This window comes from Cryobacterium sp. TMT1-2-2 (genome assembly GCF_004403505.1).
In the GTDB taxonomy this organism is placed as follows: domain Bacteria; phylum Actinomycetota; class Actinomycetes; order Actinomycetales; family Microbacteriaceae; genus Cryobacterium; species Cryobacterium flavum.
Genome location: NZ_SOGS01000002.1, coordinates 134,414 through 159,204, shown reverse-complemented (window position 1 = coordinate 159,204; position 24,791 = coordinate 134,414). Strand labels below are relative to the sequence as shown.

Below are 24,791 nucleotides of genomic sequence, written 5' to 3'. Positions count from 1 at the left end.
CTGAGTCATGTCTGAACCCTAGCCACACTCGCGCGCCCGGCACAATTGGGCCTGGCATCAGCGGGCGGCGGCGACCAGTTTCTGCAGGAAATACTGATGAAAACGGTATTCACCGGTGATCTCAGGGTGAAAGGACGTGCCGAGCAGATTTCCCTGTTCCACGGCGACGCACCGGCCGTCGTCGAGGGCGGCCAAGGCGGTCGCCAGCGGGCCGACGGTTTCGACCACCGGGGCGCGAATGAACACCGCGTGCACCGGCTTGTCACCGAGCGCTGCAATGTCAAGGTCGGTCTCGAAGGAAGCGGTCTGCGAACCGAAGGCGTTGCGGCGCACGGCGATGTCGAGTCCGCCGAGGCTCTGCTGGCCGTTCATGCCATCGAGAATCGTGTCGGCGAGCATGATCAGCCCCGCGCAGGTTCCATAGACGGGCAGCCCGCCGCGGATGGCTGCGCGGAGCGGTTCGGCTAGGCCGAAGGTACGGGCGAGCTTGTCCATGACGCTCGATTCGCCGCCCGGAATGACCAGACCGTCGACCTGGAGCAATTCTTCCGGACGGCGCACCAGGGCGACGTTCGCGCCGAGCTCGCGCAGTACCTGCGCGTGCTCACGAAAATCGCCCTGCAGGGCGAGCACCCCAACCCGCAGTCCTGCCGGTACAGCAGCCTCTGCCGGTCGGGTGTCCATCGAGAGAATCGTCACGAACGGTCTGGCTACCAGCCGCGCTCAGCGAGGCGGTGCGGGGCGGGGATGTCCGACACGTTGATGCCGACCATGGCTTCACCGAGGCCGCGGGAGACCTCAGCGATGACCTTGGCGTCGTCGTAGAAGGTGACAGCCTTCACGATGGCGGCGGCACGCTGTTCGGGGTTGCCCGACTTGAAGACGCCGGAGCCAACGAACACACCGTCAGCGCCGAGCTGCATCATCATGGCGGCGTCGGCCGGGGTAGCCACGCCTCCGGCGGTGAACAGAACCACCGGCAGCTTGCCGGTGGCGGCGATCTCGGCGACGAGCTCGTAGGGAGCCTGGAGTTCCTTGGCGGCGACATAGAGTTCGTCACGGCTCATCGAGGTGAGGCGCTTGATCTCGCCGTTGATCGTGCGGATGTGCTTGGTGGCTTCGGAGACGTCGCCGGTGCCGGCCTCGCCCTTGGATCGAATCATGGCCGCGCCCTCGTTGATGCGGCGAAGCGCCTCACCGAGGTTGGTAGCGCCACAGACGAAGGGAATGGTGAAGTTCCACTTGTCGATGTGGTTCATGTAGTCGGCCGGGCTGAGCACTTCGGACTCGTCGATGTAGTCGACGCCGAGCACCTCGAGAATCTGTGCTTCGACGAAGTGGCCGATGCGAGCCTTCGCCATGACCGGAATGTTGACCTCGGCGATGATGCTGTCGATCAGGTCGGGGTCGCTCATACGGGCCACGCCACCCTGCGAGCGGATGTCGGCGGGAACGCGTTCGAGAGCCATGACGGCGACAGCGCCGGCGTCTTCAGCAATACGAGCCTGGGCAGCGGTGACGACGTCCATGATGACGCCGCCCTTAAGCATTTCGGCGAGTCCACGCTTGACGCGGCTCGATCCGAACTGCTCGGCAGAGGTTGATTCAGTCATAACTACGATCCTATTCCTTGCATGGTGGTGGTCTGGTCGGAGCCTGGTGGGTGTGAGCCGAGGACCGGGGCGCACCAGCACGCGCCCGGCCGTGAAAAAAAGCTAGAGAGTGCTTGTGGCGGCAGCCGTAGACGCCCCGGCGACGGGCCAGCCCTCGGCCATTTCCCGACGCACGTCGCCGAGCAGGCGCGGGATGGCCTTGGTGCCGGCGATGATCGGAAAAAAATTCGAGTCTAGGGCCCAGCGCGGCACGATGTGCTGGTGCAGGTGCTCGGCGATGCCGGCCCCGGCGATACGTCCCTGATTCATACCGATGTTGAAGCCTTCACAGTTCGACACCTGGGTGAGCACCCGCATGGCGATCTGGGTGAACTCGCCGATTTCGGCGATCTCCTCCGGCGTGGCCTGGTCGTAGGTGGCGACGTGCCGATACGGACAGACCAGCAGGTGGCCGCTGTTGTACGGAAAAAGGTTGAGGAGCACGTAGGCGTGGGTACCCCGCGCCACGATCAGCGCCTTCTCATCGTCCAGGGTCGGCGCGATGCAGAACGGGCAGTCGTCGGGGTGCGGTTGCTGCCCATCCTGGATGTAAACCATCCGATGCGGCGTCCACAGCCGTTGAAAGGCATCCGGAACACCGGCGAACTCGGCAGCGGTCTCCCCCGCGCCGGCGTCGACGGCGTCGGAACCGCGCAGTCGATCTGCGGGAATGGCCGGCACGCTACGCCTGCACTTCGGTCACAGCAGGGGCGACCGGGGCGACCGGAGTCGTGGTCACCTGCGCGCGGTTCTCGATCGACTTCACGATGATTTGCACGGCCTCGTCTACCGGCACCCCGTTCTGCTGCGTACCATCGCGAAAGCGAAAGCTGACCGCGCCGTTGGCCTGGTCATCTTCGCCCACGATGAGCTGATACGGCACCTTGGCCTTGGTGTGCGTGCGGATCTTCTTCTGCATGCGATCGTCAGAATGGTCAACTTCGGCGCGCACGCCGGCCTTCTTCAGGGTGGCGATCACGTCGTCGAGGAAGGGGCCGTACTGCTCCGACACTGGAATTCCGACTACCTGCACCGGGGCCAGCCACACCGGGAAGGCTCCGGCGTAGTGCTCGGTGAGCACGGCAAAGAAACGCTCAATCGAGCCGAACAGGGCGCGGTGAATCATGACCGGGCGCTGGCGGCTGCCGTCATTCGCGGTGTATTCGAGGTCGAACCGTTCGGGCAGGTTGAAGTCGAGCTGGATGGTCGACATCTGCCAGGTGCGCCCGATGGCATCCTTGGCCTGCACCGAGATCTTGGGGCCGTAGAACGCGGCTCCGCCCGGGTCGGCGACCAGATCGAGACCGGATGCCTCGGCAACCTCGCGGAGCGTTACGGTGGCTTCCTCCCACGCCTCGTCGGTGCCGACGAACTTTTTTGGGTCTTTGGTGGAGAGCTCGAGGTAGTAGTCCTGAAGACCGTAGTCGGCGAGCAGCTGCAGCACGAAGTTGAGGGTGCTGGTGAGCTCCTCCTTCATGCCTTCCTTGGTGGTGTAGATGTGGGCGTCGTCCTGCGTCATGCCGCGAACGCGGGTAAGGCCGTTGAGCACGCCGGACTTCTCGTACCGGTAGACCGATCCGAATTCGAACAAGCGCATCGGCAGTTCGCGGTAGCTGCGACCGCTGGACTTGAAGATGAGGTTGTGGAATGGGCAGTTCATCGGCTTCAGGTAGTAGTCGACGCCCTGGCGGGTGACATGACCGGTGTCGTCGCGTTCCTCGTCGAGGTGCATCGGGGGGAACATGCCCTCGCGGTACCAATCGAGGTGGCCCGAGGTTTCGAACAGCGTCGACTTGGTGATGTGCGGCGAGTAGACGAAGTCGTAACCAGCCTCGGTGTGGCGCTTGCGGGAGTAGTTCTCCATCTCCTGGCGGATGATGCCGCCCTTGGGGTGGAACACCGCGAGGCCCGAACCGATCTCCTCTGGGAAGCTGAACAGGTCGAGTTCGGCGCCAAGCTTGCGGTGATCGCGCTTGGCAGCCTCTTCCTGACGGGTCTGATACGCGCGCAGCTCATCTTTGGTGGGCCAGGCGGTGCCGTAGATGCGCTGCAGCTGAGGGTTCTTCTCCGAGCCGCGCCAGTACGCTGCGGCCAGGCGGGTGAGCGAGTAGCCGTTGCCGATCATGCGGGTGTTCGGCAGGTGCGGACCGCGGCAGAGGTCCTTCCAGACCGTCTCCCCCGTCTTCGCATCGACGTTGTCGTAGATGGTGAGTTCGGCACCGCCGACCTCGACCGATTCTTCGTCGGCCGTCGGACTGTTGTTGGCGGCAGCCTCGCCGCCCTCCCCGGGGCCGCCCTTGATGCCGATGAGCTCAAGCTTGTACGGTTCGGTAGCCAGCTCGGCGCGTGCCTCATCGTGGGTGACTACGCGGCGCACGAAACGCTGGCCCTGGCGGATGATGCGGTCCATCGCCTTTTCGAGTGCCTTGATGTCGTCGGGCGTGAACGGGTCGGCCACGTCGAAGTCGTAGTAGAAACCGTCGGTGACGAACGGGCCGATGCCGAGGCGGGCGGCCGGGTTGACGGTCTGCACGGCCTGGGCCAGCACGTGGGTGGCGGAGTGGCGCAAAATGTTGAGGCCGTCGGGAGAATTTATGCTGACCGGTTCGACAGCATCCGTCGGCAACACGGTGGCCGCCAGATCTTTCAACTCACCGTTGACGCGCATCGCGACAACAGATCGATCGGTGAAAAGCGCAAAGCCGTCAGCCACGTGTATAACTCCCTATTGATTGCCTACCCGTCAACTTTAGCGGCGCGCGCGGGGTTGTTCGTCGGTCGGCATCGAGACGGGGCGTGCGTTCGTGCACCGGTGCGGTTTGGGTACAAAAAAACCCCGGCGAACCGGGGTTTCTGTGGGAACTGCTCTGTGGGCGATACTGGGATCGAACCAGTGACCTCTTCCGTGTCAGGGAAGCGCGCTACCGCTGCGCCAATCGCCCAAGATTCTGGGAAGTGCTCATTCTCTCGTACATGCTCATCTTTAGGACGTGCTCAAAGAATGGAGGTGGATACGGGATTCGAACCCGTGTTAACGGCTTTGCAGGCCGCTGCCTCGCCTCTCGGCCAATCCACCATGTGGGTTCACACCATATGGGTTCATACCAAACGAATTGGAACCGGCCAATTGGCCGATTCCAGTTCATTTGAGCGGATGACGAGATTCGAACTCGCGACCCTCACCTTGGCAAGGTGATGCGCTACCACTGCGCCACATCCGCAACTGTCCGCATTTCTGCGTACTCAGAGACTCTAGCTGAATAGCAAGACGGAAACCAAACCGAGCCGTCTACGGCGTGTTGCGCCGTGTGGTGCGGGCGGGGTCGGGGCGGCCCGGTTGCCCCTGAGATCGCCTCCGGACCGGCACTGGAGTTGCGTCAGTACGCGGGACTTAGGCCAGTACGCGCGCGTGCGGTCCTGGCCGCAATACCCGCGTAATGCGAGGCGCTGGAGCTGCGCCGCTGCGCACCAGTTCCGCTTCGCGCGCAGCGACGTAGCTCCCGCGCGCCCGAAAGTTGTGGTCGACCGCGCCCGAAAGACGGCCTTCACCGGGCCAGGGGCGCACGCGCCACACCCGGCTCGGGGTCGATGTGCGGCGACACTCCAGTCTGGGCTAGTATCAAAAGTCGCAAGGCAAACTTCGGTTTCCCTGCGACTGCAATTGGGCGATTGGCGCAGCTGGTAGCGCGCTTCCTTCACACGGAAGAGGTCGTGGGTTCAAGTCCCGCATCGCCCACCACGAAAACCCCCTTTCACGAGGGGGTTTTTTGCGTTACCTGCCCCCTGCGTACACGAGAGCGGGGAGAGCGGCCTGGGGCAACCTAGTCTGAGAGACATGGACGTGCTTCTTGACATCTGGCTCCGCATGACGACACCGCATGCCGGATTGGAACCGATAGTCGCGTGGCTGACCGTTGCAGCGGCCGCCGTGATCGTGCTGTTTCCGCCGGTGTGGCGCCTCGCCCGTCACGCCGTCACCATCGTGCACGAGGGCGGCCACGGCGTCGTCGCGCTGCTCTGCGGGCGGCGGCTGGGCGGCATCCGATTGCATTCGGACACGTCAGGGCTCACGGTGAGTCGAGGGCGACCGAGCGGACCGGGCATGATCTTCACCCTGCTGGCCGGCTACCCGGCCGCTGCGCTGCTCGGTTTGGGCGCCGCCTGGCTGCTCAGCCTCGGCTACGACGTGGGCCTGCTCTGGGTACTCCTGGTGCTGTTGGCCCTGCTGCTCGTGCAGATTCGCAACTGGTTCGGACTCTGGTCGGTGGCCGTGACCGGCGCCGTGGTTTTCGGTGTCTCTTGGTTTGGCTCCCCCCAGGTGCAGGGGATTTTTGCATTGCTGGTCACGGTGTTTCTGCTCCTCGGTTCGCTGCGAACGTCGCTGGAGCTGCAGCAATCCCGGTCGCGCCGGGCTGGTTCCTCATCGGATGCCGACCAGCTTGCGAGGCTCACCCATATTCCGGGGATCGTCTGGGTAGTCGTTTTCGTCGTCGTGCAGGTGGGCTGTCTGGCTTTCAGCGCGCGCCTGCTCGGCTTCATCCAAATCTGAGTACCGTACGCAGCCAACCGTGGCAAGGTTGATGACATGACAAAAATTGCCATCATCGGCGGGCACGGAAAAGTTGCCCTCCACCTTGCCCGTTTGCTGACGGCTGACGGCCACGACGTCAGCTCGCTTATTCGCAACCCCGAGCACGCCGCCGACGTGAGCGCGACCGGTGCTACGCCGGTCGTAGCGGATGTCGAGAATCTGACCACAGACCAGCTCGCTACTGCACTGGCCGGGCACGACGCTGTGGTCTGGTCGGCGGGCGCGGGAGGAGGCAGCGCTGACCGGACCTACGCGGTCGACCGGGACGCGGCCATCCGCTCGATCAATGCGGCCGCGCAGACCGGCATCTACCGTTACATCATGGTGTCCTATAAAGGGTCACGCGCCGACCATGGAGCCTCCCCCGACGACGGCATGTTCGCCTACTACGAGGCCAAGGCCGCAGCAGACGACTACCTGCGCGCTACGTCGCTAAACTGGACCATTCTCGGCCCGAGCGCGCTGACCCTGGACGCCGCGACCGGCGCCATCACGGTTGGTGCCGACGCCTCCGGCACGACGTCACGCGAGAACGTGGCACTCGTAGCCGCCGCCGTGCTGGCCAACGACAACACCGTGGGCAAATTCATCGAATTCACCGACGGCGACGTGCCGATCATCGACGCCATCGCCGGTTAGTCCGGGGCTCAGATCCAGAGTCAGGTGCCGCGACCGAACCAGGTCGTGACGCCGGGCGAATAGAGCACGGAATCCGGCGCGCGATCGGCTAAGCCAGCGAAACTGGCCGCGGCCAGCAGGGTGTCATCGAGGCTCACGAGCTCGGCACGGTACAACGGCCACGGCTCGTGGTGGTTGCGGAGATGCACGGTGCGACCACGGATGCTCGTGAACAGCGCCCAGCGCGCCGTCAGAAAGTCAGCCAGCGGGTCATCGACCACGGCGACAACTCCAGGGCGAGCTACGACCTCGGTGCGCCTGGTGGCGTCACCGTGGCGCGTCGACGTGTACCGGTACTGGCCGGAATCCACCCGGAGGCGGGTGCGCGACCAGACGTAGGGCAGCGAGAACAGAGCCCGGGCGGCCAATACGGCCGCGAGGCGGCTCGCCTCGAGCGACACGAACACGACACCGCGACGGCCCCGGGAGTCTTTGGCATACAGCCGCACATTCACTTCGACGAAGGTGCCCACGTATGGGATAGGCGGGCTGCCGAGGATGGTCGCGCGATCGAGCACGAACGGAATCAGGCCGACCCAGCTCGAACCGTCGTATTCATCGGGCACCAGGCCGGCCGGCAGGAGCGGCGCGACCAGCGCAGCATCTACTCGCCAGTGCAGAAATACAAGGTGCGACCAGCGCTGACTCGCCACGGCCCGTCCGGCCAGCGGCGGCGCAATCGCTGAAATGGGGTAAGCCCCGGCGTTCGTCACGTAATTCCTCTCTCACTGGTCTCACGGTACTCGCTGGGCACCCACTGCGCCTGTTGATCGCCCGGGAATGCGGGCCCCGAGGCCGCCCCGCTCAGCAATCGCGGAGGCGGTCTGTGTAAACATGAAGAAGACGGAATCGTCGATATAGACCAGATGAGGGAGACGAATGCCGGGCTCGACCGTTCTCGACCTCTTTCTGATTCTGGTCTTATTCGTTGCCCTCGTTAACGGCTACCGGAGCGGCCTGCTGCAGAGCCTCACCGGAATCGTCGGAGCAGTGCTCGGCGGCATCGCCGCTTTCTTCGTGGTTCCGCTCGTCGGAGGCTGGATTCCCGCCCCGGAGTGGCGCACCCCCGGCACCATCGCGGTCGCCGTTCTGCTCGTGCTCATTGGCCACTCTCTCGGTACATCGGCCGGCGGCATGGTCGGACGCCGAAAGAAGCGTTCGCCCCTCGGCACGATCAATCGGGTGCTCGGCGCGGCCTTCGCTGCCGTCGCCTCCGCCCTGGTCGCGTCGATGGTGGCTTTCAGCATCGGCGCCCTCGGTATTCCTTTCCTCTCCCCCGCGATCGCCTCATCCACTGTCGTCTCCGGTATTGACTCGCTCACCCCTGACCCGGTGAAGTCACTGATGGCCGAGCTGCGCTCGGTAGCCGTGCAGCAGGGGCTGCCGCGCATCGTCGACGCGTTCACCGGACCGACACCGGATGCAGCCGAAGCCGATACCAGCAGCCCGGCACTGGCCGTGGCCGCGCAGTCGGTTGTGCGCATCACCGGAACGGCCTATGCCTGCGGACAGAGCCAGTCCGGCAGCGGTTTCGTGGTCTCTGACGGCCGCGTCATCACCAACGCGCACGTGGTCGCCGGAGTAGGCCAACCCGTCGTGGAAACGCCGGCGGGCGAATCGATGGCCGGGGAGATCGTGTATTTTGACCCGGTCGACGACCTTGCCATCATTTCGGTGCCGGGCCTCGGCGCTGCACCACTCACCGTCGGTGCTAATCTCGCTGCGGGCAAAGGAGCAGTCGCCGACGGGTATCCCTTTGGCGGTCCGTACGTCTCCGACCCGGCGCAGGTCATCTCGATCGGCACCATCAGTGTCGCCGACATTTATGGCCAGGATCCGACGCCCCGCCAAGTCTACACCGTAGCGTCCGACGTGCAGCAGGGCGAATCGGGCGGGCCGCTGCTCAGCGAATCCGGTCAGGTCGTTGGCGTCATCTTTGCCAAGGCCAGCAACACTGAGAACGTCGGCTATGCCCTCGCGCTCGAAGAGGTTCATCCGGTCATCAGCCTCGCGCCCAGCCTCGACGCCCCGGTCTCCTCCGGAACCTGCGTTCGCGGCTGAGCCGCGGCATCCGCTCGTCCCTAGAACAGTAGAGCGGGCCTGCACCCAAAAGGGGCGGTACCGAGCCGGGATCAACCCGAACTCTGTACCGCCCCGTTGCCCGAGAGCCGGGCGGGAGTCAGAAGCTAGACACGCTCGAGGGCGTAGCCCTCTTCGCCGTGCACGCTCGTGTCGATTCCGGCCAGTTCGTCTTCGTTCTTGATGCGGAAGCCGATGGTCTTCTCGATTGCGAAACCGAGAACATAGGCAACAACGAAGGAGTAGGCGAGAACGGCGAAGGCTGCGATGGCCTGCACAAGGAGCTGACTCAGGTCACCGCCGGTGAACAGACCGGTACCGATGGCAAAGAAGCCGAGGTAGAGGGTTCCGATGACGCCACCGACGAGGTGGATGCCGACCACGTCGAGCGAGTCGTCGAAGCCGAACTTGAACTTGAGTTCGACGGCAAGGGCGCAGACGGCACCGGCGACGGCACCGAGCAGCAGTGCCCAGCCAGGCTCGAGGTTGGCGCAGGCCGGGGTGATGGCGACCAGGCCCGCGACCGCGCCGGACGCGGCGCCGACCGACGTGGCCTTGCCGTCCTTGAACTTCTCGACGAGCATCCAGCCGAGGATGGCCGCTGCCGTGGCACCCAGGGTGTTGACGACGATGATGCCGACATTCTCGAGGCCGTTGAGCCATTCAGCTCCGGCATTGAACCCGAACCAGCCGAACCAGAGGATGGAGGCGCCGATGAGCACGAGCGGCACGTTGTGCGGCTTGGTGATGCCCTTCTGAAAGCCGACGCGCTTGCCGAGTACCAGGGCGAGAGCGAGTGCTGCAGCACCGGCGTTGATATGTACGGCGGTACCACCGGCGTAATCGATCACAGCGATATCACCGAGGCCGAGAGTCTCACCGAGTTTCATGATCCAGCCACCGCCCCAGACCCAGGCTGCGACGGGGAAGTACACGAGGGTTGCCCAGACGCCGGCAAAAATCATCCACGAGCCGAACTTGGCCCGGTCAGCGACGGCACCGCTGATGAGGGCGACCGTGATGATAGCGAAGGTGGCTCCGTAAGTGGCGCCGAGAAGGTCGATACTTCCGGTCTCGCCCATCGCCAGCTTGCCGAGGCCGAAGTCGGAGAACGGGTTACCAGCGAATTCCGTGGGTCCGTTGACGGCGCTCATGTTGAAGCCGTACAGGATCCACAGGACGCTGATCAGGCCCAGCGCGCCGAAGCTCATCATCATCATGCTGATGACGCTCTTGGCCTTGACCAGTCCGCCGTAGAAGAAGGCGACACCTGGTGTCATAAACAACACGAGTGCGGTGGCTGTGAGCCCCCATGCAATGCTTCCGGTATCCATAGATTGTCCTTACGCGTCTCGAATGTGCAGGGTGTAGCGCGAGGCGACCTACCTCGGATACGAGTCAAGTATCTGGGGTGGGTGTTACAACAAACGTCCCGTAGTGTTTCGCATCGGTTACGAGCATCGGCTAATTGTTAACGCAAGGTTTCGTGGTCAGTCGGTGTGCGGCGGCAGTTCTCCCGTGGTGAGGGCGACCATGCGCGACTGGGAGCGCTGGTATTTCTTGCGGTACCCGCCTGCCATCATCTCGTCGTCGAAGACCTCATTGAGTGGGCGCCCACTGGCGACGATCGGAATCTCAGCGTCGTAGACCCGGTCGATGAACGCCACCAGCCGCAGGGCGTCTGACTGATCGGTCAGCAGGAAAACGCCGCGCAGGGCGATGACCTCGACGTCGCGAATGACCTTGACGTACTTCGACGGATGCACCGTGCCGAGGTGACGAATCAGGGATCCGAAATCGTCTTCGGTGACCTTGGAACCGCGCCCGAGCAGCGTGTTGACCAGGTGTTCACGTGCCTCAGGCTCCACAGCCACGGCCTGACCGGTGACATTGCGGCGACGGTAGTCGAGGCCGTCGATGCGCAGGGTCTCGAAGTTGGCACTCATGGCCGAGATCTCGCGCAGAAAGTCCTGGGCGGCGAACCGGCCCTCGCCGAGCGAGTTGGGCGGGGTGTTCGACGTGGCGGCGACGCGGGTGCCGGTGGCGACCAGTTCGCCGAGCAACCGGGTCATCACCATGGTGTCGCCCGGATCATCGAGCTCGAACTCGTCGATGCAGATGAGCTTCGCGCTGCGCAGCTCCTTGATGGTCTCCTGGTAGCCCAGCGCCCCCACCAGAGCCGTGTACTCAATGAAAGTTCCGAAATATTTTGGGCCGGTCGCGGCATGCCAGAGCGCGGCGAGCAGGTGCGTCTTGCCGACACCGAACCCACCGTCCAGGTAGATGCCGGGCAGGTCGTCCTTGGCCTGGCGGCGACGAGAGAAGAACCCGGCCGGCCGCGGATTCACGAACTCCTGCAACTTTTCGACGGCCGCGACCTGAGATGGGTAGTCATGATCGGGCCGGTAATTCTCGAACGAGGCGTGTTCAAACTGGGGAGGCGGCACCAACTCGGCCACGATTTCCCGGCCCGTGATGCTGGGGGTGCGTTCGGCCAGTTGCGGAACCGTGTGCTGTGCCTTCTGGTGGGCCTCTGGTGCCATTGGAAACGCCCGTTCTCGTTCTGCTGCTGCGAATGCGCTGGATGCCGGCACCGCGTAAGTTTAAGTGGTGGGCCAGATAAGCCTAATCCGCGGTCAACCCGAATCCGTATGCATCCGGTCCACATGGAGGTTACATGTCTGCCCCGTTCGACCCGACCGAAAAGTTTGCCGCCTACGCCCACCCATCCAAACTGGTTTCGACCCAATGGCTGGCCGAACACCGCGGTGACGCCGGACTGGTCGTTGTTGAGTCCGACGAAGACGTTTTGCTCTACGAGGTGGGGCACATCCCCGGCTCGGTGAAGATCGACTGGCACACCGACCTCAACGACAAGGTCAACCGTGACTACATCGACGGTGCTGCCTTCTCCGCGCTCATGACCAGCAAGGGCATCACCCGCGACAGCACGGTCGTCATCTATGGCGACAAGAGCAACTGGTGGGCCGCCTATGCCCTCTGGGTGTTCACCCTGTTCGGCCACGACGATGTTCGCCTGCTCGACGGCGGACGCACCAAGTGGCTCGCCGAAGACCGCGAGATCACCACGAAGGCATCCCCGGTCACCCCCACAGATTACCCCGTGATCGAGCGTAATGATGCCCCGATTCGTGCGTTCAAAGCGGATGTTCTCGCTCACTTCGGTAACCCGCTCATCGACGTGCGCTCCGACGAGGAATACAGCGGCGCCCGCACGACGATGCCCGCCTACCCCGAAGAGGGCGCCCTGCGCGGCGGCCATATTCCTTCCGCCGCCTCCGTCCCGTGGGCCAGGGCCGCGGCCACCGACTCCACTTTTCGTACCCGCTCCGAACTCGACGGCATCTACCTAGGCGAAGCTGGACTCGCCGCGGGCGACGACGTGATCGCCTATTGCCGCATCGGCGAGCGGTCGAGCCACACCTGGTTCGTGCTGACCCACCTGCTCGGCTTCGACAACGTGCGCAACTACGACGGTTCCTGGACCGAATGGGGCAACGCCGTGGCCGTGCCGATCGCGGTCGGCAGCGCGCCCGGAACTGCACCGGCGCCGCGCCCGTGAGCACGGACCTGCTGAATGAGATTCGCGAGGACTTTCTCGCGCTCGAGCAGAAGGACCGTTTGCTCCTGCTGCTGGAATTCGCCAACGAGTTGCCCGAACTTCCGCAGAAATTTCAGGACCACCCCGATCTGCTCGAACGAGTCGTTGAATGCCAGTCCCCGGTGTTCATCTTCGTCGAAGTGGATGCCGACGGCGCGTTTCACCTGCACGCGACAGCACCGCGAGAGTCGCCGACCACCCGCGGGTTCGCGTCGATCCTGGCCCAGGGCCTGGACGGCCTTAGCGCCGAGGAGGTGCTGGCCGTTCCCGACGACTATTCGCAGTCGATCGGTCTGAGCGAGGCAGTGTCTCCGCTGCGCCTGCGCGGCATGAGCGCGATGCTCGGCCGGGCCAAACGTCAGCTCCGGGATCGCCTCGCCGCCTGATCCTCAGACCGCGGAACTCGGCAGCGCGGCCAGCCAGGCCGCGATCTCGGCGTTCCAGCGGGCGGGATCGTAGTTCCACAGTTTGGTATGCCGGGCTTCGCTGAACGCCACGAAGGTCACTGTGTCGGGCCGGAGCCCGGCCAGCCGGCGCGACCCGGTGGCCGGCACGAAGCCGTCGTCGTCGCTGTGCAGCAGCAGAATGGGCCGGTGCAGGTCGCGCGCCCTGGCCACGAAGTCGAGCCGCTTGAAATCGATCGGCTCGGTCTGCCCGGTGAGGCGCCTGGCCCAGCCTGCGCCCATAACTGCGACCGCGCCGCGGGCGATCAGAACCGGCAGCCGCCGGTCTCTCGCTTGCGCTGCGACAACGTCGGTCCAGTCGATCACGGGAGATTCCAGCACGACACCGCTGATCCGGTGCGGGTGCGCGCTGCGGGTGAGCGTCTGCAGCACCACGGCGCCGCCCATCGACCAGCCCATCAGCACGATGCTCGTCGCACCGTGCGCGGCGGCATAGTCGATCGCGGCGTCCACGTCGGGCCATTCGGTGTCGCCGAGGCCGTACCGACCGTCAGCGCTCGCGGGGGCGTCGCCGTCGTTGCGATAGGAGACGAGCAACGACGTGTAACCGGCCGCGCGAAAGACCGGCACCGCCCGCAAGGCCTCCTCGCGGCGCACCGCCCGACCGTGCACCTGGATCACCCACCGTGTCGACCGGGCCGCGGCATCCGCTGGAAAGAGCCACGCGGGAGCGAGCCCGAGGGGTGCGGGAACGGCGACCTCGGTCCATTCGAAGCCCAGATCGGCAGGGCCCTGATAGAGCCAGCCGCTGAACCGGCCACGGCGGGCCACCTGAAGGTCACCGTAGTCGACAGCGAGGATGCGCCGGGTGACGGTCGTCGCCGTGCGCGCGGTGATCTCACCGACCCGGGCGTGGCCGGTGCCGGCGCTGAAGAAGAAGCTGTAGTCGCCAGGCAGCACGGAATCGCGGTGGCGTTGCAGCGTGATGGTCGCGTTCGGCAGGTCGACCGCGACGACCATGGTGTCGTCGGTCCGCGCTGTCGGCGGGGTGACGATGGTCTTTGCCATGACCGCAGAGAGCACACCGACGGCGCTCACGACAGCTACGGCGGAGCCCGCGACGACGAGACCGGTCAGGCCGAGAATCGCACGCAGAACGTGGTGGTGACGCCCGTTTGAGGGCTGTGGGTCGTGCATGTGCACCTCCGACTGGTCGGCGTGCCTCACGGACAACACCCAGAAAAAACTCTAGTCTGCAGACGTGCCCGAAACAGATCAATCGCTCCCCGCGGAGTTTGCCGCGGCATTGACCGCGATTCGCCGCGCCACGAGCCGGGCCGAATTAGTCGTCACCGAAATTGCCGCGCCCGCCCAGCTCGCCCCGTATTCGATCGCCCTGGCCGCGAATATCCAGCCGGTGCGGCACGGAAGCGATTCCGACCTGGGTACCGGTCGCTTCATTCTGCTCTATGACCCGGAGGAGCCCGAAGGCTGGAACGGAGCCTTTCGCGTGGTCTGTTTCGCGCAGGCACCGCTCGAAGTGGAGATCGGCCTCGACCCGTTTCTGGCCGAGGTCACCTGGGCCTGGCTCGTCGACGCTCTCAACTCCCGCAAGGCCCGGTACACCGCGGCCTCCGGAACGGCGACTAAAATAATCTCGTCAGGCTTTGGCGAACTCGCCAAACAGGGGGATGGCGCGCAGATTGAGCTGCGCGCGTCGTGGACACCCCTGGATCACAATCTCACCGCCCACGTCGAGGGCTGGGGCGAGCTGCTCTGCATGCTGGCCGGCCTCCCTCCCGCTGGGGAAGGAGTCAGTATGTTGTCAGCACGCCGAGCAGCCCGTGGCTGAATCGCAGTCCAAGCAGAGCATCGTCCAACACCAGGTCGTTGACACCCGCGAGGCCTACCTCGCCGCCACCGCCGCCCTGGCCGCCGGTAACGGGCCGGTCGGGGTCGACGCTGAGCGGGCATCCGGTTTCACCTACTCGCAACGCGCGTACCTGATTCAGATCTATCGCCGCGGCGCCGGCACGTTTCTGTTCGACCCGCCGCCGATCGGCGATTTCTACGAGCTGAACGAAGCGTTGGCCGATGAGGAATGGATCCTGCACGCCGCGAGTCAGGACCTCGCCTGCCTGCGTGAGGTCGGCCTCGACCCGGCACACATCTTCGACACCGAGCTTGCCGCGCGGCTGCTCGGTATTCCGCGGGTCGGCCTCGGCGCCGTGGTGGAAGAGCTGCTCGGAATTCACCTCGCCAAGGAACATTCAGCGGCGAACTGGTCGACCCGGCCCCTGCCCGAATCCTGGTTGGTCTACGCCGCCCTCGACGTCGAGCTCCTGCCCGACCTGCGCGATCGCATGGTCGACCTGCTGGTCGAGTCCGACAAGACCGAGATTGCCGCCCAGGAATTCGCCGCGACCCTGTCCAAGGAGGCCAAGGCCGCCCGAGTCGACCCGTGGCGGCGACTGTCGGGTCTGCACTCGCTGCGCAGCCAGCGCAACCTCGCTGTCGCCCGGGAACTCTGGTTGGCCCGCGACGAGTTCGCGCGCGACGTGGACGTCTCCCCGGGCCGTCTCGTGCCCGACGCCTCCCTGCTCGCTGCCGCCCGGGTTCTTCCGGCGACCCGGCAGGCGCTCTCCGACCTGCGCGAGTTCAATGGTCGGGCGAGCCGCAACGAGCTCGACCGCTGGTGGGCTGCGATCCAGCGCGGCCGCGCCACCACTGACCTGCCCGCGCTCAAGGCGAGCAACGACACCCTGCCACCGCCTCGGGCGTGGGCCGACCGCAATCCGGAAGCCGACGTGCGCTACAAAGCGGCACGCGCCGCACTGCAGGCCCTCTCAGACGAGGTCGAGATTCCCCTGGAGAATCTGCTCACGCCCGACTACCTGCGTCGGGTCGCCTGGACGCCGCCGGAGCCGCTGGATGCGGCATCCGTTGGAGAAGCCTTGACCACTTTGGGAGCACGGCACTGGCAAGTTGACGTGACCGCACAATTAATAGCGGATGCTTTTGTAGAAGTTCCACAAACGGCCGACCCGGCCTCGGATCTGGAGTCGTAGAAACCGGCAAACGATTCGGGCGGCCATTTTTGCCACCCTAGGATCGGACCAGACCTTGCAGATGCGATGCCAAGCGGCCGCGTCTGCGTGAATCATCTACGGGAGGCATTGTGGCCGAGAGAGCAGAAGTCGTTTTTGTGGACGGAGTTCGAACCCCGTTCGGACGCGCCGGCGAAAAGGGCATGTATTGGAACACCCGAGCCGATGACCTCGTGGTCAAGGCGATTATCGGGCTGATGGAACGTAACCCCGGCGTCCCGCCGGAACGAATCGACGACGTCGCGATCGCGGCCACGACCCAGACCGGCGACCAGGGACTGACCCTGGGGCGCACGGCCGCGCTGCTGGCCGGACTGCCGAAATCGGTTCCCGGTTTCGCCATCGACCGGATGTGCGCCGGGGCGATGACCGCCGTCACCATGATGGGATCATCGATCGGTTTCGGCGCCTACGACCTCGCCATCGCCGGCGGCGTCGAGCACATGGGCCGCCACCCGATGGGGTTCGGGGCCGACCCGAACCCGCGGTTCCTCTCCGAGCGTCTGGTCAGCGAGGACGCCCTCAACATGGGCGCGACCGCCGAACGCATTCACGACCGGTTCCCGTCGTACACCAAGGAACGCTCCGACCGGTTCGCACTGCGCAGCCAGCAGAAGGTCGCCGCGGCTTACGAGGCCGGAAACATTCAGCCGGACCTGATTCCCGTTGCCACGCGCAGCGAATCCGGCTGGGGCCTCGCGACCCGGGACGAGGCACCGCGCCCGGAGACCACACTCGAGGGCCTCGCCGGTCTGCGCACGCCGTTCCGTTCGCACGGCCGCGTTACGGCCGGCAACGCCTCCGGCCTGAATGACGGCGCATCCGCTTGCCTGCTGGCCAGCGGCGCCACGGCCAAGGAACTTGGCCTCGGCGTGAAGATGACCATGAAAAGCTTCGCCTTCGCCGGCGTTGAACCGGAGGTCATGGGCCTCGGGCCGGTGCCCTCCACCGAGAAGGCGCTGCGCAAGGCGGGCCTATCGATCACCGACATCGGCCTGTTCGAGCTCAACGAAGCCTTTGCCGTGCAGGTCATCTCCTTTCTCGACCACTTCGGCATTGACGACGAAGATCCCCGCGTGAACGAGTATGGCGGGGCGATCGCGCTGGGGCATCCGCTCGCCTCCTCGGGCGTTCGCCTGATGAACCAGCTCGCCCACCAGTTCGAGTCGCACCCCGAGGTGCGCTACGGTCTGACCGCCATGTGCATCGGCCTCGGCCAGGGCGGCACCGTGATTTGGGAAAACCCGCACTTCAACAAGAAGGCAGCCAAGCGATGACCGACTACAGTTCCCTCGATTTCTCCTCGCTCGTCGCGATCTCGGCCGACGAGGTCGTCACGCATTCGTTCGTGCGCGACGTGCCGCTCGGTGGCGGCCGCACCCTGGCCCTGGTCACCCTCGACAACGGGCGCGACCACACCCGGCCAAACACGCTCGGCCCGGTCACCCTGCTCGAATTCGCCGCCACCATGGACGAGCTGACAGCCCGTGCCGGGCGCGGCGAGATCCACGGTGTCGCCGTCACCGGCAAGCCGTTCATCCTGGCCGCCGGCGCCGACCTCAGCAAGGTGGCCGAGATTCCCTCGCTCGAAGCCGGCAAGCTGCTCAGCCAGCTCGGTCACCACGCCCTGGGCAAGCTCGACACTCTCGGCGTACCCTCGTTCGTGTTCATCAACGGGCTCGCGCTCGGCGGCGGCCTCGAAATCGGCCTGAATGCCGGCTACCGCACCGTCGACGCGGCCGTGCCGGCGATCGCGCTGCCCGAGGTGTTTCTCGGTCTGATCCCCGGCTGGGGCGGATCCTACCTGCTGCCCAACCTGATCGGCATCGAGAACGCCCTCAAGGTCATCATCGAGAACCCGCTCAAGAACAACCGCACCCTCACCGGAGCGGATGCCCTCGCCCTCGGAATCGCTGATGTCATGTTCACGTCGGCGCGGTTCCTCGAAGACTCCATCGATTGGGCCGACGGCGTCATCGCTGGCACGACGAAGGTGGCCCGCCCGAATGTGCCCGGCAAGATCGAACGCCTGGTGAAGTGGGACGTCGCCGTCGGCATCGCCCGCAAGATGCTGGTGAACCGCATTGGCGAGGTCGCGAAGTCGCCGTACGTGGCACTCGACCTGCTGCAGGCGGCCAAGAGCGGCACGCGCGCCGAGGGCTTCGAGCGTGAGGACGTGGCCCTGGCCGGTCTCATCGCCGGAGACCAGCTGCAGGCCAGTATCTACGCCTTCAACCTCGTGCAGAAGCGCGCCAAGCGCCCCGCCGGAGCGCCGGACAAGAAACTGGCCCGCCCGATCACCAAGGTCGGCGTGATTGGCGCGGGCCTCATGGCCAGCCAGTTCGCGCTGCTCTTCGTGCGTCGCCTCCGGGTGCCAGTGGTCATCACCGACCTCGACCAGGCACGCGTCGACAAGGGTGTGGCGTACATCCACGGCGAGATCGCGGCCCTCGAGACCAAGAGCCGCATCTCAGCGGATGAAGCCAACCGGCTTCGCGCGCTCGTCACGGGTACCACCGACAAGTCGTTGTTCTCCGACGCCGACTGGGTGATCGAGGCCGTCTTCGAAGAGCTCGACGTGAAGCAGTCGGTGTTCGCCGAGATCGAGAAGTACATCTCGCCCGAGGCCATTCTGGCCACGAACACCTCGTCGCTCTCGGTCGAACAGATCGGGTCGAAGCTGGCCCACCCGGAGCGCCTGGTCGGGTTCCACTTCTTCAACCCGGTGGCGGTCATGCCGCTCATCGAAGTGGTCAACACCCCGCAGACCGACGAGGTCACCCTCGCGACCGCGATGGTGATCGCCAGCAAGCTGCGCAAGAACGCGGTGATCACCAGGGACACCCCCGGCTTCGTGGTGAACCGGGTGCTGGCCAAGCTGCTCGGTGAAGCGATGCACGCCGTCGACACCGGAACCCCGTTCGAGGTCGTTGAGGCCGCTGTGGCGCCGTTCGGGCTGCCGATGACCCCGTTCGAGCTGCTCGAGCTGGTCGGCCTCACCGTGGGCGCTCACGTGCTCGACACGCACCATGCGGCGTTCCCCGACCGGTTCTTCGAGAGTGACAACCTGCACAAGCTCGCCGAACACGGCAAGATCCTCGAGCGCGATGGCAAGGGCCGCCGCACGGGCTTCGACAAGGGCGCGCTGAAGATCGTCGCCGGCGGAAGCACTCCGATGACGGCCGAGCAGATTCTGCAGCGGGTCGAAGATGGCCTGGGCGACGAGATCAAGCGGATGCTGGACGACGACGTGGTGCACGCGGCCGAGGACATCGACCTGTGCATGATCCTCGGTGCCGGCTGGCCGTTCCAGATGGGCGGGATCACCCCGTACCTCGACCGGGTCGGCGCGAGCGAGCGGGTCTTCGGCGGAACGTTCCACACCCCGCCGATCCGCGGGATCGGTGCTGCGGTCGGGGCGGCATCCGCTCAGAACTAGCGAGCACTGCACTAACGAGAACAGGGCCCGGTCTGCACGACCGGGCCCACCCTATGGCCACGGGCCCAGTTTATAAGCTGGGCCCGTGGACGGGGCCTGGGCCCCGTCCGTATTCGGGACGCGCGTGCCGGGCGGGAGTTAGTCGCGCCGGGTTACCTGGATGGCACCGGTGTCGGTGTGATCGGCCGGCAGCGGTCGGGCGTTTGGAATCTTGCTGCCGAGCACCATGGCAACGACATCGCGAGCGATGCGTTGCGGGGTGAGGCCGACCCGCTCGAGAATCTCGGCCCGGGTACCGTGATCAAGGAACTGGTCGGGCAGGCCGAGTTCGGTCACCGCTGTGTCGACGCCGGCCTCGCGCAGATCCTGACGAATTCGCGTGCCGATCCCGCCGACCCGAATGCCGTCTTCGATCGTGACGACGATGCGGTGGGCGGCGGCGAGGGTGATGATGCTCTGCGGCACGGGAACGACCCAGCGTGGGTCGACGACCGTTGCGCCGATCCCCTGCGCTGCCAGCCGGTCGGCCACGTCGAGCCCCATAGCCGCCATCGGACCGACCGTCACGATGAGGACATCCTGCTGGGTCGCCTCCTGGAGCACGTCAACGCCGTCGTCGAGACGGCGAATGGCATCGTATTCGTGGCCGACCGTGCCCTTGGGGTTGCGCACTACCGTTGGTCCGTCGTCGACCGCGACGGCCTCAGCCAGTTCTTCACGCAGTCGCGCGGAATCGCGCGGCGCGGCCAGGCGGATATTGGGTACGACCTGCAAAATGGCGAGGTCCCACATACCGTGGTGGCTGGGACCGTCCGGCCCGGTGACGCCGGAGCGGTCCAGCACGAAGGTGACGCCGGCTTTGTGCAGGGCCACGTCCATGAGCACCTGGTCGAAGGCCCGGTTGATGAACGTTGCGTACAGTGCCACGACGGGATGCAGGCCACCGAAGGCGAGCCCGGCCGCACTGGTCACCGCGTGCTGCTCGGCGATTCCCACGTCGTGCACACGGGACGGGAAGCGCTCGGCCATCTTGTGCAGCCCGGTGGGCCGCAGCATGGCGGCGGTGATCGCGACGATTCGATCGTTCTCGATAGCGAGCTTCAGCAGTTCGTCGGCAAAGACCGACGTGTACGACTGGGCGCCGGGTTCTTCGACCGATTCCCCGGTCTCCGGGTCGATCTGTCCGACGGCATGAAACTGGTCGGCCACGTCCTGCACGGCTGGGTCGTAGCCCTTGCCCTTTTGGGTGATGGCGTGCACGATGACCGGCGCTCCGTAGCCCCTGGCCTGGGCCAGAGCCTCTTCCATCGCGTGCACGTCGTGGCCATCGATGGGGCCGATGTATTTGATGTCGAGGTTGGAGTACAGGGCGTCGTTGTTGGTGACGCGGGCGAGGAACCCGTGCATGCCGCCGCGTACGCCGCGCCAGACGGCCCGCCCGGGCGAACCGAGGCGATCGAATACGTCCTTGCTGGTGAGGTACGCATCCCGGTAACTGGCGCGAGTGCGGATGGTGTTGAGGAAGCGGGCCATGCCGCCGATGGTCGGCGCGTAGGAGCGCCCGTTGTCGTTGACCACGATGATGAGCTTGCGGGTGTTGTCATCGCTGATGTTGTTGAGCGCTTCCCAGGTCATTCCCCCGGTCAGTGCTCCGTCGCCGACGACGGCGACGACGTGGCGGTCGTTCTGGCCGGTGATCTCGAAGGCCCGGGAGATTCCGTCTGCCCAGGACAGCGAGCTGGAGGCGTGGGAACTCTCGACGATGTCGTGTTCGGACTCGGAGCGCTGCGGGTAGCCGGCCAGGCCGCCCAACTGCCGCAGCTTGCTGAAGTCCTGCCGCCCGCTGAGCAGCTTGTGCACGTAGGACTGGTGCCCCGTGTCGAAGACGATCGCGTCGGTCGGCGAGTGAAAGACCCGGTGGATGGCGATGGTCAGTTCCACCACGCCGAGGTTCGGCCCGAGGTGGCCACCCGTCTTGGAGACCTCGCGCACCAGAAAGGCGCGAATCTCCGCGGCCAGCTGCGGCAATTGCTCTTTCGAGAGACCATCGAGGTCCCGGGGACCATGAATCGTCTCCAGAAGAGTCATCCGTCGTCCTTTCACGTCGTACGTTCCCACGACTGCTCATCAAACCAAACCAGCGCGCAGACTCGAATGAATCGAGTCTACGCGCCGCTGTCGTACTGGTGGAGCGCCCACCAGCAGTGCGCGTGCCGGTCTAGACGAGCGAGCGCAGAACGTACTGCAGGATGCCGCCGTTGCGGTAATACTCGGCTTCGCCCGGGGTATCGATGCGCACGATGGCGTCGAATTCGACCGCTGCCTTGCCGGCGGCCGAGAATTCACTCGGAGCGCAGGTCACGTGCACGGTCTTCGGGGTCGTGCCGTTGTTCAGCTCGGTGATGCCCGAGATGGAAACGATCTCGGTACCATCGAGGCCGAGCGAGTCGGCGCTCTGCCCCACCGGGAACTGCAGGGGCACAACGCCCATGCCGATGAGGTTCGAGCGGTGGATGCGCTCGAAGCTCTCCACGATGACGGCCTTGACACCGAGAAGGCTCGTGCCCTTGGCTGCCCAGTCACGGCTGGAGCCCGAACCGTACTCCTTGCCACCGAAGATGACGAGGGGGGTACCGGCGGCCTGGTAGTTCTGGCTGGCATCGTAGATGTCGGCCTTCGGGCCTCCGGCGACGCTGAAGTCACGGGTGAAACCACCCTCGACGTTGTCGAGGAGCTGATTGCGCAGACGGATGTTCGCGAACGTTCCGCGAATCATGACCTCGTGGTTGCCCCGACGCGAGCCGTAGGAGTTGTAGTCGCCACGCTCGATGCCGTGCTCGGCCAGATAGCGACCGGCGGGGCCGTCTGCCTTGATCGAACCAGCTGGGCTGATGTGGTCAGTGGTGACGGAGTCGCCGAGCTTGGCGAGCACGCGGGCACCAGAGATGTCGACAACCGGGCTGGTTTCCAGGCTCATGCCGTCAAAGTACGGGGGCTTGCGGACGTAGGTGGACTCGGCGTCCCAGGCGAAGGTATCGCCGACGGGAGTCTCGAGCGACTGCCAGCGCTCGTCGCCGTCGAAGACGCCGGCGTACTGGGTCTCGAACATGTTCGAGTCGATGGACTCGTCGATGGTCTTCTGCACCTCGTCGGCGTCGGGCCAGATGTCCTTGAGGAACACATCGTTGCCCTCATGGTCTGTGCCGAGCGAGTCGGCGTCGAAGTCGAAGTTCATCGTGCCGGCGAGGGCGTAGGCGATGACGAGCGGCGGGCTGGCCAGATAGTTCATCTTCACGTCGGGGTTGATGCGTCCCTCGAAGTTGCGGTTACCGGAGAGCACGGCGGTAACGGCGAGGTCATTCTCCTGCACGGCAGAAGAGATTTCGTCTTCGAGCGGGCCCGAGTTGCCGATGCAGGTGGTGCAGCCGTAGCCGACCAGATAGAAGCCGAGGTCTTCGAGGTAGCCGTTGAGGCCGGCCTTCGCGTAGTACTCGGTGACGACCTTGGAGCCGGGAGCGAGCGTGGTCTTGACCCACGGCTTGCTCTTGAGGCCCTTGAGGCTCGCGTTGCGGGCCAGCAGGCCGGCCGCGAGCATGACGCTCGGGTTCGACGTGTTGGTGCAGGAGGTGATGGCGGCGATGGCAACCGAGCCGTTGTCGATCGTGAACTCACGGCCGTCGGCGAGGGTGACGTCGGTGGGCTGCGGGTGCGACTGCGTCGGGTGGCTGGTGTGACGGGCCAGGCCGCTTTCGAACGCGTGGTTGTGCGCGGTGTGTTCGTCCTGGGGGGTGAGGCCGATCGGGTCGGAGGCCGGGAAAGTACCCTCTATTGCCGCGTCCACGAGGGAGACGGGCGCGTTGGCGTAGTTGTCCAGGTCGCGTTCGAACTGGGTCTTGGCCTCGGAGAGGATGATGCGGTCCTGCGGGCGCTTCGGTCCGGCGATCGAGGGGACGACCGTGGAGAGGTCGAGCTCGAGGTACTCGCTGAAGATCGGCTCCTGGTCGGGGTTGTGCCAGAGGCCCTGCAGCTTCGAGTAGGCCTCGACCAGCGCGACCTGCTCCTCGCTGCGACCGGTGAGGCGCAGGTAGCCGAGGGTGACATCGTCGATCGGGAACATGGCGGCCGTCGAGCCGAACTCGGGGCTCATGTTGCCGATGGTGGCGCGGTTCGCGAGCGGAACGGATGCCACACCCGATCCGTAGAATTCTACGAACTTGCCGACTACTCCGTGCCCCCGGAGCATCTGCGTGATTGTGAGCACGACATCCGTTGCGGTGACGCCGGCCGGGATGATGCCCGAAAGCTTGAAGCCGACAACCTTGGGGATGAGCATGGAGACCGACTGGCCGAGCATTGCTGCTTCTGCTTCGATTCCGCCGACGCCCCAGCCGAGCACTCCGAGGCCGTTGACCATGGTGGTGTGCGAGTCGGTGCCGACGCAGGTGTCGGGGTAGGCCTGCAGGACGCCACCCACCTCGCGGGTCATGGTCACGCGGGCGAGGTATTCAATGTTGACCTGGTGCACGATGCCGGTTCCCGGGGGAACGACCTTGAAGTCGTCGAACGCGGTCTGGCCCCAGCGGAGGAACTGGTAGCGCTCACCGTTGCGCTCGTATTCGATCTCGACGTTGCGCTCGAACGAGTCCGACGTTCCGAACAGATCGGCGACGACGGAGTGGTCGATGACCATTTCGGTCGGGGCGAGCGGGTTGATCTTCTTGGCGTCGCCGCCGAGTTCGACGAGTGCCTCACGCATGGTGGCGAGGTCGACGATGCAGGGAACGCCGGTGAAGTCCTGCATGACGACGCGAGCCGGCGTGTACTGGATCTCAGTGTCGGGCTCCGCGGTGGGTACCCACGCGCCGAGGGCACGAATGTGCTCGGCGGTGATGTTGGCGCCGTCTTCGGTGCGGAGGAGGTTCTCCAGCAGCACCTTCAGGCTGTATGGCAGCTTTTCGTAGCCGTCGACCGCGTCCAGACGAAAGACCTCATAGTCCGTCGAACCGACGCGCAGGGTGTCTTTGGCTCCGAAGCTATTAACCGTGGTCTTTGTTGATTCCGACACAATGCCCTCTCCGTTGTGGGAGCCGACGGGATACCGGCGGCAGTCCTCAATTCTTGTGGCAGGCACAGCCTCGTGCCAGCAAGGCAAGCCTAACCAGCGGATGCCAGGGGCTGCCTTTTTCCATCGAGTTGTGCTGGCGACTTCTCACCGAACA

At 65.2% G+C, this 24,791-nt stretch carries 19 protein-coding genes and 4 tRNA genes; 10 read left to right on the top strand and 13 right to left on the bottom strand.

The genetic code is table 11. The features are described from left to right. Nucleotides 1-57: 57 nt before the first annotated feature. From pdxT to E3T35_RS00900, 7 genes are all read right to left on the bottom strand, one after another. Nucleotides 58-684, bottom strand: a complete 627-nt coding sequence (gene pdxT, locus E3T35_RS00930; RefSeq protein ID WP_134344405.1) for a pyridoxal 5'-phosphate synthase glutaminase subunit PdxT — start codon at nucleotides 682-684, stop codon at nucleotides 58-60. A gap of 26 nt (nucleotides 685-710) precedes the next feature. Further along, nucleotides 711-1,613, bottom strand: coding sequence for a pyridoxal 5'-phosphate synthase lyase subunit PdxS (gene pdxS, locus E3T35_RS00925; RefSeq protein WP_134344045.1), 903 nt, complete (start codon nucleotides 1,611-1,613; stop codon nucleotides 711-713). Nucleotides 1,614-1,715: 102 nt separating this feature from the next. Beyond that, nucleotides 1,716-2,324 carry an HIT domain-containing protein gene (locus tag E3T35_RS00920; protein ID WP_370449290.1) on the bottom strand — a complete coding sequence of 203 codons (609 nt, stop codon included), beginning with the start codon at nucleotides 2,322-2,324 and terminating at the stop codon, nucleotides 1,716-1,718. 10 nt (nucleotides 2,325-2,334) lie between these two features. Next, nucleotides 2,335-4,320: a threonine--tRNA ligase gene (gene thrS, locus E3T35_RS00915; protein ID WP_241988698.1), complete on the bottom strand. Its 1,986-nt coding sequence runs from the start codon at nucleotides 4,318-4,320 to the stop codon at nucleotides 2,335-2,337. A 202-nt stretch (nucleotides 4,321-4,522) separates the two neighbouring features. After that, a tRNA-Val gene (locus tag E3T35_RS00910) sits at nucleotides 4,523-4,594 on the bottom strand. Nucleotides 4,595-4,654: 60 nt separating this feature from the next. Next, nucleotides 4,655-4,728 (bottom strand) — tRNA-Cys (locus E3T35_RS00905). A gap of 73 nt (nucleotides 4,729-4,801) precedes the next feature. Further along, a tRNA-Gly gene (locus E3T35_RS00900) sits at nucleotides 4,802-4,873 on the bottom strand. Nucleotides 4,874-5,315: 442 nt separating this feature from the next. Here E3T35_RS00900 and E3T35_RS00895 point away from each other — a divergent pair. The 3 genes from E3T35_RS00895 to E3T35_RS00885 all read left to right on the top strand — a co-directional run bounded on the left by E3T35_RS00895 (nucleotide 5,316) and on the right by E3T35_RS00885 (nucleotide 6,882). Further along, nucleotides 5,316-5,391, top strand: a tRNA-Val gene (locus E3T35_RS00895). A 96-nt stretch (nucleotides 5,392-5,487) separates the two neighbouring features. Next, a complete protein-coding gene (locus E3T35_RS00890) occupies nucleotides 5,488-6,201 on the top strand; it encodes a M50 family metallopeptidase (protein ID WP_134377630.1) in 714 nt (237 codons plus the stop codon). A 36-nt stretch (nucleotides 6,202-6,237) separates the two neighbouring features. Further along, nucleotides 6,238-6,882 carry an SDR family oxidoreductase gene (locus tag E3T35_RS00885; RefSeq protein ID WP_134344048.1) on the top strand — a complete coding sequence of 215 codons (645 nt, stop codon included), beginning with the start codon at nucleotides 6,238-6,240 and terminating at the stop codon, nucleotides 6,880-6,882. A 20-nt stretch (nucleotides 6,883-6,902) separates the two neighbouring features. Here E3T35_RS00885 and E3T35_RS00880 read toward each other — a convergent pair whose 3' ends face one another. Next, nucleotides 6,903-7,634 carry a YqjF family protein gene (locus tag E3T35_RS00880; RefSeq protein WP_092340019.1) on the bottom strand — a complete coding sequence of 244 codons (732 nt, stop codon included), beginning with the start codon at nucleotides 7,632-7,634 and terminating at the stop codon, nucleotides 6,903-6,905. Between the two features lie 166 nt (nucleotides 7,635-7,800). Here E3T35_RS00880 and E3T35_RS00875 point away from each other — a divergent pair, with 166 nt between their 5' ends. Next, the gene (locus E3T35_RS00875) at nucleotides 7,801-8,982 is read left to right on the top strand and encodes a MarP family serine protease (RefSeq protein WP_134377629.1); all 1,182 of its coding nucleotides are present in this window, start codon (nucleotides 7,801-7,803) and stop codon (nucleotides 8,980-8,982) included. A 125-nt stretch (nucleotides 8,983-9,107) separates the two neighbouring features. Here the strand turns inward: E3T35_RS00875 and E3T35_RS00870 are convergent, their stop codons facing one another. Both E3T35_RS00870 and zapE read right to left on the bottom strand, forming a co-directional pair. Then, the gene (locus E3T35_RS00870) at nucleotides 9,108-10,334 is read right to left on the bottom strand and encodes an ammonium transporter (RefSeq protein WP_134344050.1); all 1,227 of its coding nucleotides are present in this window, start codon (nucleotides 10,332-10,334) and stop codon (nucleotides 9,108-9,110) included. A 156-nt stretch (nucleotides 10,335-10,490) separates the two neighbouring features. Further along, complete coding sequence (zapE, locus tag E3T35_RS00865; protein WP_134344051.1) at nucleotides 10,491-11,543, bottom strand: cell division protein ZapE; 1,053 nt, start codon at nucleotides 11,541-11,543, stop codon at nucleotides 10,491-10,493. Between the two features lie 134 nt (nucleotides 11,544-11,677). On the opposite strand from zapE, the gene E3T35_RS00860 reads away from it, so the two are divergent. Further along, the gene (locus tag E3T35_RS00860) at nucleotides 11,678-12,583 is read left to right on the top strand and encodes a sulfurtransferase (protein WP_134377628.1); all 906 of its coding nucleotides are present in this window, start codon (nucleotides 11,678-11,680) and stop codon (nucleotides 12,581-12,583) included. Then, nucleotides 12,580-13,008: a SufE family protein gene (locus E3T35_RS00855; RefSeq protein ID WP_241987609.1), complete on the top strand. Its 429-nt coding sequence runs from the start codon at nucleotides 12,580-12,582 to the stop codon at nucleotides 13,006-13,008. Before E3T35_RS00860 ends, E3T35_RS00855 begins: the two co-directional genes overlap by 4 nt. 3 nt (nucleotides 13,009-13,011) lie before the next feature. Here E3T35_RS00855 and E3T35_RS00850 read toward each other — a convergent pair whose 3' ends face one another. Then, a complete protein-coding gene (locus E3T35_RS00850) occupies nucleotides 13,012-14,223 on the bottom strand; it encodes a S9 family peptidase (protein WP_134377627.1) in 1,212 nt (403 codons plus the stop codon). Between the two features lie 64 nt (nucleotides 14,224-14,287). Here E3T35_RS00850 and E3T35_RS00845 point away from each other — a divergent pair, with 64 nt between their 5' ends. The 4 genes from E3T35_RS00845 to E3T35_RS00830 all read left to right on the top strand — a co-directional run bounded on the left by E3T35_RS00845 (nucleotide 14,288) and on the right by E3T35_RS00830 (nucleotide 19,572). Continuing rightward, complete coding sequence (locus tag E3T35_RS00845; protein ID WP_092340012.1) at nucleotides 14,288-14,878, top strand: DUF3000 domain-containing protein; 591 nt, start codon at nucleotides 14,288-14,290, stop codon at nucleotides 14,876-14,878. Nucleotides 14,879-14,897: 19 nt separating this feature from the next. Further along, nucleotides 14,898-16,094 carry an HRDC domain-containing protein gene (locus E3T35_RS00840; RefSeq protein WP_134377751.1) on the top strand — a complete coding sequence of 399 codons (1,197 nt, stop codon included), beginning with the start codon at nucleotides 14,898-14,900 and terminating at the stop codon, nucleotides 16,092-16,094. 110 nt (nucleotides 16,095-16,204) lie between these two features. Then, nucleotides 16,205-17,410, top strand: a complete 1,206-nt coding sequence (locus E3T35_RS00835) for a thiolase family protein (RefSeq protein ID WP_104090423.1) — start codon at nucleotides 16,205-16,207, stop codon at nucleotides 17,408-17,410. Then, nucleotides 17,407-19,572: a 3-hydroxyacyl-CoA dehydrogenase NAD-binding domain-containing protein gene (locus tag E3T35_RS00830; RefSeq protein ID WP_134377626.1), complete on the top strand. Its 2,166-nt coding sequence runs from the start codon at nucleotides 17,407-17,409 to the stop codon at nucleotides 19,570-19,572. Before E3T35_RS00835 ends, E3T35_RS00830 begins: the two co-directional genes overlap by 4 nt. Before the next feature lie 138 nt (nucleotides 19,573-19,710). Here the strand turns inward: E3T35_RS00830 and dxs are convergent, their stop codons facing one another. Continuing rightward, a complete protein-coding gene (gene dxs, locus E3T35_RS00825; RefSeq protein ID WP_134377625.1) occupies nucleotides 19,711-21,660 on the bottom strand; it encodes a 1-deoxy-D-xylulose-5-phosphate synthase in 1,950 nt (649 codons plus the stop codon). Nucleotides 21,661-21,790: 130 nt separating this feature from the next. Next, nucleotides 21,791-24,637, bottom strand: a complete 2,847-nt coding sequence (locus E3T35_RS00820; protein WP_134377624.1) for an aconitate hydratase — start codon at nucleotides 24,635-24,637, stop codon at nucleotides 21,791-21,793. Between the last annotated feature and the right edge of the window lie 154 nt (nucleotides 24,638-24,791).